The organism is Bacillus sp. PPSBB_2 (assembly GCF_045291115.1).
GTDB lineage: Bacteria > Bacillota > Bacilli > Bacillales > Bacillaceae_G > Bacillus_A > Bacillus_A cereus.
On the sequence record NZ_CP147983.1, the window covers coordinates 2,820,295 to 2,835,076 of the forward strand.

The window sequence follows — 14,782 nt, forward strand, 5'->3', positions numbered from 1 at the left end:
GTTGCAAAACTAAAATAAATATGCAATGTTATGAATCAGAAAAACTAGCTGAACATGCAATAGATAGCGATTTTGACCATACCAACGTGGCTGTTCCAGCCCTTTATCTTTGAGATGACTAAACTGTTGTTCAATTTTTCCACGCTCTTTCATCAACTGTTTGCCAAAGGTAGTTTGTAGAAAATGAGACACTACACGACGATGTGTACTTTTGATTGGTCCGCTATTACGCGGGTTAATTGGATTGATCGCAAAGATATCACATGCTCCGGCAATTTCATGAATGTGCTGACTATCATAAGCGGCATCTGCAACGGAAAATAACACATTTTGGTTTTGTATATCCCGAAGCAATGCAGGAGCTATTTTACTATCATGTACATTTGCGGTTGTAAATGCATACGACAATATAACACCTTCTGGTGTAGAACAGACATGAGTTTTATATCCCTTATACCAACCATAGCGAGTAGATTTTCCCCATTTCGCTTGAGAATCATATAAACTACTCCGTAAGGCTGTACTATCAATTAAAACGCACGGAATTAACCCTAAATTCTTTTCTTGAAGAATTTGTTTATGAAGCAACGGAATTTCTTCGTTGCGAAACCAAGTGCCTACACGTGAAAAAGTAGATATATGAGGAACAAGCGAAAGGCCACAAGATACACGAAATGAAGGATATTGATGTAAAAAACGAGTTAACTTACGTAATGAATTGATCTGGAATACCGTTTTTATAAAAAAACATTTGAGTAAAGCTTTTCTACAGATGGGTGGGCGGCCTGTCATAGGCGGAACGCCTCCAATGGTTAAACTGTCTACGTAGGCAAATAAAATTTGTAAAATGGATTGATTTTGATCAAAATTGGTTATCATACTAGTAAATCCGTCCTTTCTGGAGATAGTTTTAGGATACTATCATTCTTCCAGGAAAACGGGTTTCTTTATGCATTCATTTTTGGATATTTATGAGTTTTGCAACACCCTCTTTTTAGTTTTTTATCTAGTTCTTCTTGATTCATAGATTCTCTCTCCTTTTTATTTTCTAATGCCCTTAACCCATCGAATAGCTTTTCTCGCCACCATACGCTATCATGTCCGCCTTGAAACTCTTCGTAAGTGGTTTTGGTGTTTCATTTCTTCTAAAGCTTTATATAGCCGTCTATTAGCCGTTAAAAGAGGTTCGTTTTCAAGTTCACCTACTGCTATGTAAGTATTGAGGTGAGTTGCATTAGAATCTATTAATGAAATTTGATTTTCAATCCAAGGAATTGCATTTTCATAATCGTCCTTTTTCCAATGTACGGATCCAGACATTGACAACACATTTCCGAAAATATGTGGATTTTGAAGTGCTGCATAAAAAGCTGCTAAGCCACCAAGACTGAAGCCAGCAATTGTTGTATGATTCCTTTCTTGATAAACGTGATACTTAGATTGAATCCACGGAAGTAATTCCTTTGTTAAAAATGTATTCATTTTATCGTTATAAGTTAGCTCTTCTAATCGATCAACAGGATCTATAGTAACAGCAATACACGATGGGATTTCTTTTTCGTAAATTAAATAATTAAGTGTTTTTGTGATTGAAAGGTCATTAATGAATGAATTCCCATCAAATACAATGAGAAGTTCTTGAATATGTGAAGTGTGAGAATAATCATGAGGCGTATAAATATGAATTTTGCGTGTGTTATTTAAAATCGAACTATAAAAAGAATATGTTTCAATCTTTCCGGATGGATAATCATTTGAAGGAAAACGACTGCTATATTGCACCTCCATTCCTATGTTTAACACAGACGCTTTATTGGTACCTTCTCCAAATGTATTTCGATTAAATTGGTCTATTTCGTACTGTTCACTACGCTTTATCCAATCATTTTCGAAAACATCGTTTACTGAAAAATAGTACGTTGAAATAAAACTCTTATCCGTCCTAAACGTTACATACCAAATATCTGTCTGTAACAATCGTTGTAATTGATTTACAGACAGATCCCAACCAGGAAAACTACCGAATACATAAACATTTTCAGTATTTTGATCGCCTAACCATATATACGTTATAAGTTTATACTGATTATCTGCAGGGCATTGTTCTATTAGTGGCGTGTGATTTGACTTGATTTCATGCAAAAAAGTATAAAGAGCTTTTTTGTTTCCATTCTTTAATTGATTTTTAAGCTTCTCTAACTTAGGACTGATTATTGTAGTCACCTCTCTTTCTCCTTTGTAGTATTTATTCTATATGTAGTTTTTTTCATTAGAATCCCTATATAAAAGTAGTCGTAAGTTATTTGTTTAGCGAAGTTATTTATTAGAAAAATAATCAATTGCCTGAATAGAAAGTTCTAATGATTTTATTCTTCTTTCTAAAAGCGTTCTTTGAGGACTCCCAAGCTTTGACTTAACGTAAATCTTTTCAATTGATGGAAGCAAACCAATTAGAACATTACGAGCTTCTGCTAAATCTTCCTGAGTATAATGATGAGTTTCTTGCTTCCAAACACTTTCTAACATAGCTAAGCCGATACTAGCTGCTTTGAGTCTTTTTTTCACTAAAGTAGTATTTGATCCTTTTTGAGTCATCTGTGATAAGGCATTTTCAAGTTTACTAATTGTTGACTGTAAAGATTTTATTGATTCTACTTTATCTATATTTGATACGTTTTTCATGTTAATGTTATCCCTTCTATGTTGCTAACTTGTTTTGTTTAATATTTAATGAAATCCTTAAAAGCTTGATTTCACTCGAAATATTTTAACATAAATAACTAACTGTATTCGAGTTGGACAATAACTTAAAGTAAAACAGCTATTCCTCTCTCCTCCCCTGTATCATTCTATTATATGTACTTCTTTCTTCTCATTAGAATTCCTATATAAACTAGTTGTTAATATTGAATGTTTTATGAACAAAAAAACGTACAAGTAATGTAACCTGTACGTTTTCGCTTTTATTCAGTAAGGTAATAAAGTAATAGCTTTCTGGTCTTCTCATAACTTATGAAATCTCTATACAAAATGGGATAATTCACAATTTCTGTTTCTAGAAAACGATATTGCGGAAACCACTCGAAAAACGATTTTCTTAACCACTTTATTTGTTGAAACGTAATGTTCTGTTCGTTTCCATTTAGTACAGAATTTAAAGTAGCTGCTGTATGCATCCAATAATGATTAAAATCAGCGTTTATACAGTCATCTTCGGTAAATTTACTTTTTAAATCTCGCTGCAATTTTGCTGTAGCACGATAAGGAAACGGTTTATGAAGTGGACTATGCATTTTCTGCAATTCCTTAAAAATAATTCGTTTTCCTAACTTCAACTTTCCACCCCTTTATTTCTCTATCCAATTTAATAAGTTTTCATAATGATATTGAGCATCGATATACCCAAGATTATATAGATTAACGAGCTTTTCCTTATTTCTTTCTATTCCGCTTATAGGAAGCTGTACACTTGGTTGAATTACATAAAAATTATCTTTTTGTTCTTCTCGATTCATATAAGATATCGTCTCATTATAAAAACGATAATGGTCTACTAAATTCTCTGCGATTTTCGGATATTTTCTATATAAAATTTTAGCCAGGCCTGAAAATTTATTTCGCTGCTTCTCATATCCTTCTGGCTTTGTCATAATTACAACGTTCTTTTCATAACCATCCTTTTGGGCTTTCAAAACAGGTATAGGGTCTATAATCCCTCCATCTAATAATTTTCGATTATTATATTCTACAGCAGGTGCTATAAACGGCACAGAGCTAGATGCACGAATGATTTTTAAAATATCATTTCCGTGTTCTGCTTTATTATAATAAATGGCTTGTCCTGATTCGCAATCAGTTGTCCCTATAACAAACTGTTCATTACAGTTTAAGAAAGTTTGAAAATCAAATGGTACAATTTTATTAGGTACTTCATCAAATAAAAAATCCATTCCGAATAATTCACGTTTTCGAATTAAGTTTCGATAAGATATATACCTGTAATCTGATACTAGCTCTGTATTTACTTTCATATTTCTACCTTTTTGACGTGACAAATAGGTTGCTCCCATACAGGCTCCAGCTGATACGCCGACTACATATGGAAAGAATAAGTTCTTTTCCATGAAATATTCGAGTACACCTGCAGTATATAAACCTTTCATTCCTCCGCCCTCTAATACTAAACCAATATTCTTCATGCTATATCCCTCTGCTTCTTTTTTCTTAATTTCATATTAGCATAAGATTTTAAGATGAGGTTATATAAACTAATTACAACAATAACCAGAAACTACTAAAGTAATGTCATAATATCTTTGTGAGTAACATGTTACAATATAAGTAATTCATTCCACATATATTAAAGGAGGAATTTAATATGGGTTTATTTAGCGGTATTTTAGGAAATGCATCAAATACAAGTTCTGAAAGTGTAGAACGTGATTTAGAGAAGATTATGCTGGACGATGAAAAAGTAGAGCATGCTTATAAATTAATTCGTGATCTAATCGTATTTACAAATCGTCGTCTTATTTTAGTAGATAAACAAGGAGTAACTGGCAAAAAAACAGAATACCATTCTATTCCTTATAAAAGTATTACACAATATAGCATCGAAACGGCTGGGCATTTTGATTTAGATGCAGAACTTAAAATTTGGGTGTCTAGTATGGAGAATCCAATTACGAAAGAATTTAAAGGTGACGATAGTATTTTAAGCATTCAAAAAGCGCTAGTAACCTTTACGACAAAGTAGTGGTTTTTTGTATTTTTATTCATTTTTAAAATTACTAACCCGATTATTCTGGAAGAACATACATTATTTTTGTATATTTAATCCGAAATGACATAAAAAGGTAAAGCGTATTTTATATGCTTTACCTTTCTTTTTTGTAATAAATAAGTGTAGTTTCATCATTTAATTTCTTTATAACTTCTGTTCTTTTATACTCCATCTTTTCATACAAAAAACAATTTTTCTCTTCTTCTAAAATAGTAGCAAGTTCCCAGCTCGTTGCTTCAGGAAACATTTCCTCAATTAATGTAAGTACCTTTTGGGCAATTCCTTTTCCTTGATAACTCGGGTGAATAAACATTGGACTGATCCAAAATTTAGAGGGTGTTTCTTTTTGTGAAATGCATATCGCTCCAACAAGATTCATTGCCACTATTATTTTATAGAAGCCACCGTCTACATGATTTATTCTACAAATAGTTTTTTCAATAGTTTCATTTGCTGGGTTTGTTTCGTAGTCTTTATATTTATGTAATAAAGGGCTAAATGAGTCTATTTGCATTTGAAATAAATCTGTTGCATCACTTTCTGTCGCCTTCTCTAATGTAATCTCCATGTTACCAATTAAGTCGCTTTCTTAACGAGGTAATATGAGCGGTATGATGACGACCATGCCATGCGTATAGTCCTATTGCAACAGCAAGTTCTGTTTCACCAGTTTCAGGATGGTTAAATGTCTTTTCTAAATCTTCAATTTCTAGAGAATATAAAAGGTTAACCCATCTTTTATGTAATGAATCTAGCATTACTAGTGAAACATCTACCGGTAATTTTGAATCGGGTAACTCTGCCCACTTCTCTTCTTTATACGGTTTAATAGTTGGATTCTTTTCTGTAAGTGCTAATTTGAAGCGTATGTAGCTATTCATATGGCTATCAACAACGTGATGAACAACTTGACGGACAGTCCACCCTCCAACGCGATATGGTGTATCTAACTGCTTCTGATCTAAATCTTTAATTGCCTTTGTTAGTTCATTAGGTAAATCTTCAATTTCTTGAATCCATGTATCAATCATTTCTTCAGTTATAGGACGTTTGTATGTAAATTGGCCAATTGGATAACGTAAATCATTCATGAATAAGTCCTCCTTATTATAAGCGCGAAGTATTTCTCCAAATATAGTGTACAAACTTCACATGTTCTCCATGTAATTCTACAGATGTTATATCTGATTCATTTTGATAAGAAGAAAATCCGCTTTTTTCTAGTACAATTTGTGATGCGAGATTATTAGTCGTTGTTTTAGCATGAACTTCAGTAATTTCATTATTTTTCGCTACATCTAAAATTAATTTTACGGCTGCTGTTGCAACTCCTTTTTTAGTAAATTTTTCTCCGACCCGATACCCGAGCGAACTAATTCGAGTTTCCGTATCTATATCTACTAAATTAATTCGCCCTACAATTTCTTTTTCTTTATTACGAATTAAATAAAAATAAGAATCTCCATCCGCTTGTTCTATTAATAAATCGTCTAGTAATTTTTGGAAATATTCAAATTCAAAATATTTTGAGCCACGATTTGGTACCATTGTTTCAAAAAAAGATTTATTCGTAAGTTCAAACGTAAATAAATCCTTAGCATCTTGTTCCTTTAGTTGCTCTATGTATATTTCCATCCCGTATTCTCCTTCTTGATTTACTAACTGTTATACATTCTTTTTTAATCAATTATATTCTTGCTATTTCTTTCGATTAAGTAATACAGATAGTAACACTTTCGGATGAAAAAGATGAAATGGACTACGAATTAAATTCATCACTCGTACTAACCGAATATAAACATCAGAATTACTTGCAGATAGTCGATATATTTGTTTCGTATACCATAGCTGAAATTTTTGTTTTGTAGTTAATTCTCTCTTTAGTTGCGGGTGACGTGATATTTCTGTTGTTGTCATATCCCAAGGGGTTTCTATTATAGTAGCTGCCTTTTTATAAAATTGTTGTGTAAATGTTTTATCAAGTTGTTTTCTATCTTGCAAAAGTAATTGCAATTGGTGAGCCTCCATAGCAGCAACTGATACGCCTTGGCCGAAAACGGGATCAAAACGACATTGCGCATCTCCAACAACTAATAATCCTTCTGGTACATTATTCACTAAATCAAATCGCCGGCGTACTTGATAAGGAATTTTGTATGTCTTTATATCAGTAATTCCCTCGGCCTTGTTTAGGAAATCTGTAACATTAGAAATTGATAGGTTTTCAGCAAAATCATAAAACTCATCATCTGTTTGTGGTGCTTTCTCGTTTGCGTATCCACTGAAAGTAACAAAATAACGATTATCTTCTATCGTTTGAATAAGAACGCCATAAGGGTTATCAGGGAAACTCGGAGACATTAGCACATTGCAACAGTCTAATTTCTCATTTTCTTTAAGTTTGAACATTTTCGTTGCGTAAAATAAATCAATACGAACTTTCTCTTCTTGTACTTCAATTTCGTATTCTCGTAGCCACTCTATACTTTTTGAGCCAAATCCACTCGCATCAACTACAAGATCCGCATGAACTTCTTCTTGTGTGTTTGTCTCTAGATATTTAACTTTTACTCCACACACTTTGTTAAGCTTTGCATCTACCAATAACCCTTTAACCAATGTTTCATATTTAATAGTAATATTTGAAATTTGATGTATTCGTTTTTGAATATGCCATTCTAGCAAAGGACGACTTTGTTGAATCATATGTACTTCCCCTATGAATGGCTGTTTCCATAAACCAAATTGATGCCATTTTAAATCACGAGTAAAGTTATTTACGATACTACCTGCTTCTATTAATTCATTCGTAATATTAGGAAACAATTCTTCAATTGCGTTTTCTCCACCTTTTAATAACACGTGAGGATGATTACTTTGTGGAACTCTTTTTCTCGAAGACTTTCCATCCCATCTTTCACCAGCTTCTATAATGATTACTTCTTTAAAAGAAGTTGATAATGCTTTTGCTGCAAACTTTCCTGCCATACTTCCACCAATAACGATAGCCTTATTAAACATATTTTCCCCCTTAATAAAAAGAGATCCTGCCTTGTATGAATGAAACAGGATCTTAAACTAATTAACTTCTTTATCATTATACTTAAAATACATCAGTAAATTGCAACATTAAAATTAAAATACCTAATCCCCATACGTAATACGCGAATACTTTTAAGGAGTGACGTTTTAAATATTGAATCATCCATGAAACAGCTATGTATCCAAAAAACGCTGCTGATAATGTTCCGATAATTAAAGATGTACTAGAAATAGATTCTGCTTTCCCTTGAAAAACGTCTATAAATTGCAAAATGATAGCTCCAACAATGGCTGGTGTCGATAGTAAAAAAGAAAAGTAAGCAGCAGTTTCACGGTCTAATTTTCTCCATAATGCAGCGACAATTGTCATTCCAGAACGGGAAATGGCTGGAAAAATAGCAGCAGCTTGAAATGAACCGATAATTAATGCGTCTTTATATGTTATGTCATTCATTTTTTTACGACCATTCTTTTGTTTATCTGCCGTGTAGAGAAAGAATCCGGTCACTAAAAACTCCCAACCGATCGTGATTCCTGTTTTTGAAATATCTTCAAAGAAATCTTTAAACAATAAACCAATTACAACTGCGGGTATTGTCCCAACGATAAGTAATAACATGAGCTTTGAAAATGGGTTTTTAATTAAATATATAAATTCTTTTTTGTAATAAATAAAAACCGCAAGTAAAGTCCCAATATGCAGCATCGTATCTAAAAATAAGCCAGCCTCATCTAATCGGAACAAATGCCTTCCTAAATAAAGATGTCCGGTACTACTGATTGGTAAAAATTCTGTTAAACCTTGAATTATACCTAGTATGAAAGCTTCTAACCAATTCATGATGGTCTCCTTTCTCTTTTGCTTGTACCAATATATGAGGGTTAAATTTTCGATATGAAAAAAACTATATTTCTCTATGAATTTACTTTTCATTTATGGATATATATGTAAAGAGGGTTAAGGAGGGTTATTATGTGGAAGCACACAAAATTCGGTAATGTATTACTTTGGGTGGGCCCTATCCTTGTATTTTTAGGACTATGTATGACAAATGTTATTTCAGATATTCCTTTCTTTGAGGGAAAACATAAAACGGTTGGTATTGTACTTATATTTATAGGTGTAATCTGTTTTGTTGCTGCTAATCATTTGAAAAAAGGAGAAAGATATGAAGAATAAATCTAAATAAAAAACAATCCTGGCATATTAGCTAGGATTGCTTTTTATTAATGTTGATTATTTGTAGAATACTTTATCAACGTTATATTTCGCTTTGTATTCATTAATGATATATGTTTCGTAAATTTCTCTTTCTGTTGGATCTTCTACGATACATGCATCAATGCGGTATACTTCATCACGGTGATTTTTAATTGGTGAAACATTATCTTCAAAATGCTTCTTAATACGTTGTCTAATTTTACGAGCTTTACCTACGAAAAGAAGTTCGTCATTAATATTGTAAAACATAAAAATGCCGCCTTTATCTCTAGGGAACAAGTGGAAATCGATAAATCCATTAATTGGCGTAATGATTGGCTCGTCTCCTTTAATAACTTGTTTACGTTCAGTAATTGAAACATCAGCTTCAGGAATATTAATTTTAATCAAGTTCATTCACGTCCTCTTTTATTATAAAGATAAATAATAGCATACATAAGTAAGAAAAGCTATGTTCAGAGGCATATTTCATTTTATAATTCAAATATTATAGGTGTATCATGTAAACTTTTCTTCCAAATCATATGATCACTGGATTCTCCCCAGTAATCTTTCAATACATAGCTAGGTTTTCCAAACTTTTTCATCCATATACTTTGCGCATTTTTATATCCACTATCTAAACAATATTCTGTTATCCCTCTGCTAAGTAATGTAAGAAACATTGTATGTAGTAATAAACTCCCTATTCCCTTTCTCTGATACTCCGGAAGTATGAATACAGTTCCTATTTCATACAAATTTTTAAGTACACCACCTGTACAACTATTAATCAATGTACTTGCTGGACCGATTTCGATTGTTCCAATGATTTTATCGTTACTTGTATCAATTGCTAATAAAAAGTAACGACTTTCTCCGTTACTATCAAAATCACTTTTCAAATACTGCTTTTTTGAGTTAATTTCATTTTCTATGTCATCTAATAATTGTGACAATCCTTCATTTTTGTATGTATTCGTAATAACTATACGGAAAAATAAATATAGTTCATCTATATCATTCAAATTTGGTCTTCTAACTGCAACGTTAGTCATGAATTCAATCTCCAATCCTCATTATGCCATTGTCAATACAACACTTTATATAATCTATTCATCATTATTCTGCAAAAACCTGCATAAATCCAACAGTATAGAAAGCTCATTATAAATATTGATAAAATAATTTTTATATCCATAGTTGTATGAACAGCAGGACCAAGTACCGGAAAACGGAAAACATCGAGAACGATCATAATACCAATAAGTAGACAAGTTGCTGAAAAGGAAACAATCCAAATTCTCCTCTTTAATTTTAAAAAAGATACTCCTAAGGCTAGACCTAATAAGCCTGTAGTAAAAGGAAAGACAATTAGTTCACTGGGCTCAATAATAAATAATAGAAAAATAGTAAGAATATAAGAAAGTATTCCCTCACGAATAGAATAGAAAATAGCAAAAAAAATCGGTAATGTCGAAAATGGACTAATGAGCAAACCTATACCAGGAACTAAGTTTCCTGCTGCTTGAAACATGGTGGCCAATGTACTCATCAAAGCTGTAAGTACTAACTTATTCGCAAGGGACAATTTTCTTTTATGAACAAAACTCGTATCATGTTCTATCATCAGTTGATACCAATAACGTACAAACCGATTCATCAATATCTCCCCCTAAAGATGCCTCATTCATTACTTTCTATATTATTCATACACTAGTGGTTTATGAGCTGCTTTCTACTTGTTATGAATTACTATATAATAAAAGACTTTTAGGGGGATAAATTGTGCGTTTTGAAACAAAATAAATTCCTTGGATTATAAACTACAAGTGTATATCGTATCAGGGAATAATTTCAAAAATGGTACCTTTGTTAAAATCAGTTACTTTCATAGAACTGTAAACTCCTAAATATAATTTAGTTTGATCCGAATTTGTTCCTAAACTCATATAATAAGCTGGTTGCGTACCAAAATCATAATTGGTTTCAATAGCATGAAAGTCAGCGTGTTTACCGTCTGTACCTGCTCTAGTATAGGCTAAAACACCCTTAATTGGAGACTGAGATTCTCCTTTCTTGGCAAGGTCAGTAAAAACAACGCTACCTGTTAAATTTGGAATTGCATTTCCCATATATGGCTGAACTCCTGTAAGTGAAGTTCCTCCAAACTTATCTGTTCTAGAATCTTTATGAAAATAACTAAGTAGAGGCAGAATACGCTTGACTGAAGTTTGTATTGTTTCATCATAATAAACCATTGTTCTCTCATCCAAAGTCTGATTCTCAGAACAATGTCGTATAAAAGAAGTAGGTAAATCCCCTTCCCATCCTCGCCACCCAAAATTGATAACCCCATCTTGATTGGGAGTTAACCTCATAAAATGCATTTGAACAAGTTCTGTAATCGGTATAGGTTTATATTGAATAAATGAAAAAATAGACTCTACAATATCTTGTCCGACATTTCCGGCGTATTTGATATATTGATTATAAAACCTTTGAAATGAAATACCGGTTATATTACGAACACCTTTCGCAATTACTGTAAGTGTTTCTTGTATAGATAGAGGAAGTTCATTAAAGCGTGTAACGAATGGAGGATTATTTATGAATGTATTTTTACTTACATCGATTTCAATAATTTTACCTGCTATTTCTAAATCATCTTGGCTTAAATTGAACGGATCATAACCCGAGCCACCATCTCCATTTGTAAAAACAAGTTTCCCCGTCTCTGGAGAAAAGTTTAAAGTATTTACTCCATTATGATTAAAAAATGGGCGTTTTATATTAAGTAATGTTCTACGTTTTTGAGGGTGCCCGTTTGATTGTAAAATCCATTCTTCAATTGTATCGATATGATCATATTGCGTATCTCTATTTAGCCATTTTAAATTTAAAGTTTTCGAGTCACAAGGATTCGGTTTAAATTGTTCAGAAAGTGCACCTGGCCCTTGAGTTCCAGCGACGGAATAATGAAGATAAAATAAACCGTTTTGATAAAATTGTGGATGGAACGCAAGTCCAAGCAATCCTCGTTCATCATAACCGCTACTAGAAACACCTTCTTCAAATGTACCTAATTTAATAATTAGGTGACGAATATCTAAAAATGTCTTTATAACTCCGTCCCCTATGTAAAAAATCTCCCCTAATTGAGTTGCGATAAATAGTCTTTCGGTCGATTCACCTGGAAGTATTGTTGTTTTCAATACGGTTGGTAAATTTATATTATGAACAATGGGTCGTAAACTAACTTTAACTTTTGTCAATTAACTGTACACCCCTTTTTCTTCTTTTTATAGAAGAATATGATTAGAGTAGTTCTGTTAGTATCAAATAAGTCGTATTCCTTTTTATTACAATTTTGTATATAATATAATTATAAATAATCTGGGGGACGAACTATGATAATCGTACTACAAATCATCTTACCACTAATTTTCGCAGTCTATTTATTTACCCTCTATCGTAAAGGGATGTATGGATCAGCTTCATTCATTTTAGCAGTCATGATAGGAATTTTCGGTTTAGAGAATATCTTTCAATATGCTAGTCTAACAGATCATGCTATTTATCCATATTGGGGCAGTTTGAAGGCTGTTGTTATCGTTTTATCAGTCGTATTTCTATTTAAAAAAGGTGGTTTAACAGGAAAATATTGATTTTTAATGCGTTACATATTTTCTTGTTAAATTGCTTTTATTTTATAAAAGAAGAAATATTTATGTAAAAACACGAAGAGATGTGTTACATATGTCTATAAATATTATTTCAATAGTATCTATCATAATATGGATTGTGTTAATTACAGAACTTATAAAACCTTCAAAAGAACAGAATGGACGAAAAATAGTAACTTTAGTAACTGCTGGTTCCGCATCAACACTTATTTTGACGGTTTCATTTATTCAAAATATCCCGTTTTGGAATTGATAGTGATATAACTAACAAAAATATGTATAAATAAAAAGATTAGGATTCACTCCTAATCTTTTTATTTTTTGAGGTAACACCACATGCCCAGCAAGCTAAGGTCTTGGAGTAGCCCCTAAACAAAATTTGAAATTTTTCTAAAGTTATTTATGTGAATTTAACTCGTTTTCAGGAACATATGTGATCCTTTTACAATTTGAATTTCTTTTTAAGCTTCTTATATTTTCTATACGAACGTCTAACAATGTTTAACATAAAATACGGTACTTTAATAGGGAAAGGCAATTTATATATGAAAGGAAAATAAAAGGTGAAATATGCCTTTTCTAGGTCTCTCCACTTACTATCTTCTTTTGTTTTTAAGAAATCAGATACATCGACTACATATCCCCTTCCTTTTTCCATCATCACATTTTTCCCGTGAACATCACAAGGAGTTAATCCCTGTTCCCTCGCATACTCTAAAGCCTTATTGATATCAAGTATTACCTGCTTAGGAATTTTAATCCCCTTATGAATAGCATCGTATAAGGTAATTTCTTTTAAACGTTTCAATACTATGAAATTTTCTCCTTTATATATAAGCTTTGAATAAGAAGGATGATTTCCGATTCTTCGGTATACTTCTGACTCTTTTTCAATTCCTTCTCCTTCTCGCACGTAAACTTTCACTACCCAATCTTTGTATTCTTTGTGCATGAATACTGCGGCATAATTACCTGTTCCTAAACACTTCCAAAGTCTAGGAATATCTTTAACTACTACAGGCTCGAATTCATCCTCACTTCTGATACTTACCTCTTTTAATAATTCGTTATTTATCAATCCCACAAAACTATTTATACTCATCATTCCCACTCCGGTTTTGCTAAAAGGGGGCCCACCCACATTTTAACGAAAATATACACTAAGCGAATTTTAGCATAAAACGAGTCATCTTTCTTCCTAAAATAAAAAGCTAACTCGTTTTATTTGAACTGTTGAATACTTAATATTTATTCCGTTATTCATAGCCAAAAACCGTACGATATAAAAATATTTCTAACTATTTTCATTTTTTCAGAGGCAAGTGTATAGGGCTTTTCTTAGTACAAGTTCTGTTCGTTCATTACCCATGCCAAATCTATAAAACATTGTTTAGAAGTGTAGCAAGGGTTTGTTAATGGTTCAATTCTTCTTCCACAACTATTTTTGTTAGCAAAAACTTTTATTGTTTTAATAGTCTTTTGTTTAATTCCCACAATGCTGTTTTGTTGCTATCCCATTTCAAAAGCGTTACTGCTTCCTCAAAGCATAACCATTTATAATTAAAGTGTTCTTTAGATAATGATATGTTTTTTGTAGGGACTTTAACTCCAAAAGAAAATTCTTTTATTACATAAACCTCTTCTCCCCAAAGGAATCCTCCAACTACATCCTCTACTGGTAGTGAAGACACAGAATCTAATTGTATATATGGACATTCTCTTGTAATACGAGCCTCTTCAAACGCTTCCCGTTTTGCTGATTCAATAGGAATCTCACCGTCTTCTCCGCCACCAGCTATTCCTTGCCAATAACCATAATCACTTCGGTTAAAAATGGCATATTGAATAGAATCGGCAGTTTTTATATAAGGAAATATCAATACTTGATATGACGCCCTCATTACTTAACCTCCTCTCGAAAATAAGTTTTAAATCAATATGAATAAAGAGCCGCCATCACAATTCTACATTATTAATGCAGGTTTATAATGTCGGCCCTCTATTTTTAAATAATTTTATTTTTCATAAACAGGCTTACTCTTAACAGAGGAAAAACTGATTATTTCTTGT

At 32.3% G+C, this 14,782-nt stretch carries 20 protein-coding genes; 4 read left to right on the forward strand and 16 right to left on the reverse strand.

The window, feature by feature from the left end:
• Positions 1 to 9: 9 nt before the first annotated feature.
• From V6946_RS14120 to V6946_RS14140, 5 genes are all read right to left on the reverse strand, one after another.
• On the reverse strand, positions 10 to 879 hold the full coding sequence (locus tag V6946_RS14120) for an ISNCY family transposase (protein WP_023520903.1): 870 nt from the start codon (positions 877 to 879) through the stop codon (positions 10 to 12).
• 216 nt (positions 880 to 1,095) lie between these two features.
• Entirely contained in the window at positions 1,096 to 2,223 is a 1,128-nt protein-coding gene (locus V6946_RS14125; RefSeq protein ID WP_006929712.1) for an alpha/beta hydrolase-fold protein, read from the reverse strand.
• Between the two features lie 93 nt (positions 2,224 to 2,316).
• Entirely contained in the window at positions 2,317 to 2,682 is a 366-nt protein-coding gene (locus V6946_RS14130; protein WP_000800305.1) for a hypothetical protein, read from the reverse strand.
• A gap of 281 nt (positions 2,683 to 2,963) precedes the next feature.
• A complete protein-coding gene (locus V6946_RS14135) occupies positions 2,964 to 3,335 on the reverse strand; it encodes a YxiJ-like family protein (protein WP_000765936.1) in 372 nt (123 codons plus the stop codon).
• 12 nt (positions 3,336 to 3,347) lie between these two features.
• On the reverse strand, positions 3,348 to 4,199 hold the full coding sequence (locus V6946_RS14140; protein ID WP_006929714.1) for a patatin family protein: 852 nt from the start codon (positions 4,197 to 4,199) through the stop codon (positions 3,348 to 3,350).
• A gap of 179 nt (positions 4,200 to 4,378) precedes the next feature.
• On the opposite strand from V6946_RS14140, the gene V6946_RS14145 reads away from it, so the two are divergent.
• Positions 4,379 to 4,756: a PH domain-containing protein gene (locus V6946_RS14145; protein WP_006929716.1), complete on the forward strand. Its 378-nt coding sequence runs from the start codon at positions 4,379 to 4,381 to the stop codon at positions 4,754 to 4,756.
• Positions 4,757 to 4,877: 121 nt separating this feature from the next.
• On the opposite strand, the gene V6946_RS14150 is transcribed toward V6946_RS14145, so the two are convergent.
• From V6946_RS14150 to V6946_RS14170, 5 genes are all read right to left on the reverse strand, one after another.
• Positions 4,878 to 5,351, reverse strand: a complete 474-nt coding sequence (locus V6946_RS14150) for a GNAT family N-acetyltransferase (protein WP_149215273.1) — start codon at positions 5,349 to 5,351, stop codon at positions 4,878 to 4,880.
• A 1-nt stretch (position 5,352) separates the two neighbouring features.
• On the reverse strand, positions 5,353 to 5,874 hold the full coding sequence (locus V6946_RS14155; protein ID WP_006929720.1) for a YfiT family bacillithiol transferase: 522 nt from the start codon (positions 5,872 to 5,874) through the stop codon (positions 5,353 to 5,355).
• 16 nt (positions 5,875 to 5,890) lie between these two features.
• The gene (locus V6946_RS14160; RefSeq protein ID WP_006929721.1) at positions 5,891 to 6,418 is read right to left on the reverse strand and encodes a GNAT family N-acetyltransferase; all 528 of its coding nucleotides are present in this window, start codon (positions 6,416 to 6,418) and stop codon (positions 5,891 to 5,893) included.
• Positions 6,419 to 6,481: 63 nt separating this feature from the next.
• Complete coding sequence (locus tag V6946_RS14165; RefSeq protein ID WP_006929723.1) at positions 6,482 to 7,804, reverse strand: NAD(P)/FAD-dependent oxidoreductase; 1,323 nt, start codon at positions 7,802 to 7,804, stop codon at positions 6,482 to 6,484.
• 82 nt (positions 7,805 to 7,886) lie between these two features.
• Positions 7,887 to 8,666 (reverse strand): undecaprenyl-diphosphate phosphatase, encoded by a 780-nt coding sequence (locus V6946_RS14170; RefSeq protein WP_006929725.1) that lies wholly within the window; start codon positions 8,664 to 8,666, stop codon positions 7,887 to 7,889.
• 132 nt (positions 8,667 to 8,798) lie between these two features.
• Between V6946_RS14170 and V6946_RS14175 the strand changes: the two genes are divergently transcribed.
• The gene (locus tag V6946_RS14175; protein ID WP_000265477.1) at positions 8,799 to 9,005 is read left to right on the forward strand and encodes a hypothetical protein; all 207 of its coding nucleotides are present in this window, start codon (positions 8,799 to 8,801) and stop codon (positions 9,003 to 9,005) included.
• A 57-nt stretch (positions 9,006 to 9,062) separates the two neighbouring features.
• On the opposite strand, the gene V6946_RS14180 is transcribed toward V6946_RS14175, so the two are convergent.
• From V6946_RS14180 to V6946_RS14195, 4 genes are all read right to left on the reverse strand, one after another.
• Complete coding sequence (locus tag V6946_RS14180; RefSeq protein ID WP_001048941.1) at positions 9,063 to 9,443, reverse strand: nucleotide excision repair endonuclease; 381 nt, start codon at positions 9,441 to 9,443, stop codon at positions 9,063 to 9,065.
• A 77-nt stretch (positions 9,444 to 9,520) separates the two neighbouring features.
• Complete coding sequence (locus V6946_RS14185) at positions 9,521 to 10,084, reverse strand: GNAT family N-acetyltransferase (RefSeq protein WP_006929726.1); 564 nt, start codon at positions 10,082 to 10,084, stop codon at positions 9,521 to 9,523.
• Positions 10,085 to 10,116: 32 nt separating this feature from the next.
• A complete protein-coding gene (locus V6946_RS14190) occupies positions 10,117 to 10,689 on the reverse strand; it encodes a hypothetical protein (RefSeq protein WP_006929727.1) in 573 nt (190 codons plus the stop codon).
• A gap of 181 nt (positions 10,690 to 10,870) precedes the next feature.
• Positions 10,871 to 12,301 (reverse strand): sorbosone dehydrogenase family protein, encoded by a 1,431-nt coding sequence (locus V6946_RS14195; RefSeq protein WP_006929728.1) that lies wholly within the window; start codon positions 12,299 to 12,301, stop codon positions 10,871 to 10,873.
• Positions 12,302 to 12,436: 135 nt separating this feature from the next.
• On the opposite strand from V6946_RS14195, the gene V6946_RS14200 reads away from it, so the two are divergent.
• The gene (locus tag V6946_RS14200) at positions 12,437 to 12,694 is read left to right on the forward strand and encodes a hypothetical protein (protein WP_000587700.1); all 258 of its coding nucleotides are present in this window, start codon (positions 12,437 to 12,439) and stop codon (positions 12,692 to 12,694) included.
• Between the two features lie 91 nt (positions 12,695 to 12,785).
• Complete coding sequence (locus V6946_RS14205) at positions 12,786 to 12,965, forward strand: hypothetical protein (RefSeq protein WP_000026325.1); 180 nt, start codon at positions 12,786 to 12,788, stop codon at positions 12,963 to 12,965.
• Positions 12,966 to 13,154: 189 nt separating this feature from the next.
• Here V6946_RS14205 and V6946_RS14210 read toward each other — a convergent pair whose 3' ends face one another.
• Positions 13,155 to 13,817: a serine/threonine protein kinase gene (locus V6946_RS14210; protein ID WP_006929730.1), complete on the reverse strand. Its 663-nt coding sequence runs from the start codon at positions 13,815 to 13,817 to the stop codon at positions 13,155 to 13,157.
• Between the two features lie 355 nt (positions 13,818 to 14,172).
• The gene (locus V6946_RS14215; RefSeq protein ID WP_006929732.1) at positions 14,173 to 14,613 is read right to left on the reverse strand and encodes an NUDIX pyrophosphatase; all 441 of its coding nucleotides are present in this window, start codon (positions 14,611 to 14,613) and stop codon (positions 14,173 to 14,175) included.
• Between the last annotated feature and the right edge of the window lie 169 nt (positions 14,614 to 14,782).

What these genes read in the sequence shown, in the direction of transcription:
- V6946_RS14120 (WP_023520903.1), bottom strand. Translation starts at nt 879, where the DNA reads ATGATAACCAATTTTGATCAAAATCAATCCATTTTACAAATTTTATTT.
- V6946_RS14130 (WP_000800305.1), bottom strand. Translation starts at nt 2,682, where the DNA reads ATGAAAAACGTATCAAATATAGATAAAGTAGAATCAATAAAATCTTTA.
- V6946_RS14140 (WP_006929714.1), bottom strand. Translation starts at nt 4,199, where the DNA reads ATGAAGAATATTGGTTTAGTATTAGAGGGCGGAGGAATGAAAGGTTTA.
- V6946_RS14145 (WP_006929716.1), top strand. Translation starts at nt 4,379, where the DNA reads ATGGGTTTATTTAGCGGTATTTTAGGAAATGCATCAAATACAAGTTCT.
- V6946_RS14150 (WP_149215273.1), bottom strand. Translation starts at nt 5,351, where the DNA reads ATGGAGATTACATTAGAGAAGGCGACAGAAAGTGATGCAACAGATTTA.
- V6946_RS14155 (WP_006929720.1), bottom strand. Translation starts at nt 5,874, where the DNA reads ATGAATGATTTACGTTATCCAATTGGCCAATTTACATACAAACGTCCT.
- V6946_RS14160 (WP_006929721.1), bottom strand. Translation starts at nt 6,418, where the DNA reads ATGGAAATATACATAGAGCAACTAAAGGAACAAGATGCTAAGGATTTA.
- V6946_RS14165 (WP_006929723.1), bottom strand. Translation starts at nt 7,804, where the DNA reads ATGTTTAATAAGGCTATCGTTATTGGTGGAAGTATGGCAGGAAAGTTT.
- V6946_RS14170 (WP_006929725.1), bottom strand. Translation starts at nt 8,666, where the DNA reads ATGAATTGGTTAGAAGCTTTCATACTAGGTATAATTCAAGGTTTAACA.
- V6946_RS14175 (WP_000265477.1), top strand. Translation starts at nt 8,799, where the DNA reads ATGTGGAAGCACACAAAATTCGGTAATGTATTACTTTGGGTGGGCCCT.
- V6946_RS14180 (WP_001048941.1), bottom strand. Translation starts at nt 9,443, where the DNA reads ATGAACTTGATTAAAATTAATATTCCTGAAGCTGATGTTTCAATTACT.
- V6946_RS14185 (WP_006929726.1), bottom strand. Translation starts at nt 10,084, where the DNA reads ATGACTAACGTTGCAGTTAGAAGACCAAATTTGAATGATATAGATGAA.
- V6946_RS14190 (WP_006929727.1), bottom strand. Translation starts at nt 10,689, where the DNA reads ATGAATCGGTTTGTACGTTATTGGTATCAACTGATGATAGAACATGAT.
- V6946_RS14200 (WP_000587700.1), top strand. Translation starts at nt 12,437, where the DNA reads ATGATAATCGTACTACAAATCATCTTACCACTAATTTTCGCAGTCTAT.
- V6946_RS14205 (WP_000026325.1), top strand. Translation starts at nt 12,786, where the DNA reads ATGTCTATAAATATTATTTCAATAGTATCTATCATAATATGGATTGTG.
- V6946_RS14210 (WP_006929730.1), bottom strand. Translation starts at nt 13,817, where the DNA reads ATGATGAGTATAAATAGTTTTGTGGGATTGATAAATAACGAATTATTA.
- V6946_RS14215 (WP_006929732.1), bottom strand. Translation starts at nt 14,613, where the DNA reads ATGAGGGCGTCATATCAAGTATTGATATTTCCTTATATAAAAACTGCC.